The 2,576-nt window shown below is 53.8% G+C and carries 2 protein-coding genes; both read right to left on the reverse strand.

Annotation, left to right across the window (positions count from 1 at the left end; translation table 11 throughout):
* On the reverse strand, positions 1–891 hold an 891-nt coding region (locus COY37_RS10660; RefSeq protein WP_286977544.1), incomplete at its 3' end, for a GTP-binding protein.
* The gene (murJ, locus tag COY37_RS10665) at positions 892–2,505 is read right to left on the reverse strand and encodes a murein biosynthesis integral membrane protein MurJ (protein WP_286678891.1); all 1,614 of its coding nucleotides are present in this window, start codon (positions 2,503–2,505) and stop codon (positions 892–894) included.
* Positions 2,506–2,576: the final 71 nt, after the last annotated feature.

Below are 2,576 nucleotides of genomic sequence, written 5' to 3' on the forward strand. Positions count from 1 at the left end.
CACCATTGGCTTCACCTCACGGTATCCGGGAAGCTGCTCGACCGCTCCGCCCTTCGCGTTGGTTATCGTATCGCCGACCTTGCTGTCGCGAACATCCTTGACGCCGGCGATAAGGTACCCTACCTCGCCCGCTCCAAGCTCGTCGACCTCGTCCATCTCGGGGCGAAGAACGCCGATCTCCTCGACTTCGGCAACCCTTCCGGTCGCCATCATCCGTATTTTCTGGCCCGTCTTAATCGAGCCGTCGACAACCCTGATATAGACGATGACACCCCGATAGGAATCGTAGAGCGAATCGAAGATAAGCGCTTTAAGCGGCGCATCCGGGTCACCGGTCGGCGCCGGAATCTTGCCCACAATCGACTCCAGTACTTCGGCCACGCCCTCGCCGGTTTTTGCGCTGACCTTAAGGGCATCGCTGGTATCGATGGCGAGACTCTCCTCGATCTCTCTTGCCACCCGCTCCGGGTCGGCGCTCGGCAGATCGATTTTGTTGATGATCGGGATGATCTCGAGGTTGTTTTCAAACGCCAGAAACGTGTTGGCCAGCGTCTGGGCCTCCACCCCCTGAGCGGCGTCAACCACAAGAAGCGCTCCCTCGCATGCGGCAAGGCTACGCGATACCTCGTAGGTAAAGTCGACGTGACCCGGCGTGTCGATGAGGTTAAGGATATATTCCTGCCCGTCCTTGGCCTTGTAGTTGATCCTGACCGCACGCGCCTTGATCGTAATCCCGCGCTCGCGCTCCAAATCCATCGAATCGAGCATCTGATCCATCATCTCGCGCTCGGAAACGGTGTGGGTCACCTCAAGCAACCTGTCCGCCAATGTAGATTTACCATGATCTATATGTGCGATAATGCTGAAATTTCGTATGTTACTCTGTTTCATTTATGTTTCTGTCACCTTTGCGCGCAGGAATCTGCGCATCAATCTTTTTACAAAATCGACTTCTTCAACGCCGAGCAATAGCGCCAATCCCAGATAAGCGATTACGCCGGCCGCACCGGCAACCGTAATTTCAAGCGCCAGACCCAGCATACGCGGAAGCGCCAACGACTGGATTGCATAATCTGTCATGTAGATGACCAGGCCCGCAACAGCGGCGGCCGCTACTTGCCTGACTACCGCCCGAAGTATAATCGAGGCCCCAATAGAGCCAATTTTTCTCTTTAATATATAAAGTTGGATTACGACGCCAAACGAAAGCGCCAGCGCATATGCCAGAGGAAGAGCGGTCATCCCGAAACTGCCGATAAGCAAGAAACTGGACGCGATCTGCAGCGGCACGCTGACGACACCGATAATCATGGGCGTTTTTGTATCCTGTAGTGAATAATAGACCCTGGTAAGCATGTTGTAAAGCGAGAACGAAACCAGCGCAGCCGAAAATGACGTCAGCATCGCGGCGGTGATCTCAGTCCCCACGTTATCGAACTTACCGTGCTGCAGGGTAAGCCCGATGATAGGTTCGGCCATGATCGCTATGTACACCGCCGCCGGGATGACGATAAAGGTCGTCGAGCGCAATCCGAGTGAAAGCGTCTTTTTAAAACTCGAAAGGTCGTTGGCATTGCCGAAGCGCGACAGCTCCGGGAAAATGGCCGTGGCGATCGAAACGGCGAATATCGCATACGGTAGCCTGAAAAACGCCAGCGCATTTTGGTACGCCATCGCTCCGCCCAAATATGATTGCAACAACATGTAAATAATATAGTTGTTGAGCTGCACTGTTACAGTAAACCCAAGCATGGGGAGCCCGAGGATGGCGATTTTCTTGACCGCCGGATGGCGGAAGTTAAGCGCGAAGCTCGGGCGTAACCCCGCTTTTATTACCGTCGGGATCTGCACCAGCGCCATCACCACGACGCCCATCGTCGTTCCGATCGCCAGCATCAACAGCGCAAGCTGCGGGTTGGTCGCGCTGTACGGCAGGTATAAGCCGAACACGGTCGCGATCACTACGACATTATTAAGAATCGGCGCCGCCATCGGCATCGTAAATTTGCGGTGCGAGTTGAGCACGCCGCTAAAGACCCCCGCCATCGCATAGAACATGATCTGGAACGCAAACACCCTGAAGAACATGATCATAGTGGCCGTCCCTTTAGACGGTTCACGAATGGTCATAAGATGAACGAGAAACGGAGAGAATATCGAACCGATCACGCTTAAAGCAAACGCCAGAACAAGGACGATATTAGTAAGGTTGCTGATCATATGCCGCGTTTCATCATCGCGCTTCTCGGCCAGGTACTGCACGTAAACCGGCACGATAACCGACCCCATGATCCCACCCATCACCAGTTCAAAGATGATGTTCGGCATCACGTTCGCGGTGGAGAACGTATCGTTAAGCAACCCCCTGCCAAGCGCATATGCCAGCGCCATACTCCGTAAAAAACCGGTAACCTGGCTGGCTGTAGTGGCCACAGACATCTTAGCCGTTGATTTAGCTATGGACGGTGCTTTTGCCCCACCGAGCACAATGTCATCGTTTTGCATTCGCAACCTTTTATCCCGGATTTTCTCGAATAGTCCTGAAAATTATAGCATAGCGTGCATACATATCCTGC

Origin of the sequence: Candidatus Aquicultor secundus (assembly GCF_002791875.1) — a bacterium.
GTDB classification, from domain to species: domain Bacteria; phylum Actinomycetota; class Aquicultoria; order Aquicultorales; family Aquicultoraceae; genus Aquicultor_A; species Aquicultor_A secundus.

Excerpts from the sequence above, each read along its gene's own strand:
- murJ (WP_286678891.1), bottom strand. The coding sequence starts at position 2,505 with ATGCAAAACGATGACATTGTGCTCGGTGGGGCAAAAGCACCGTCCATA.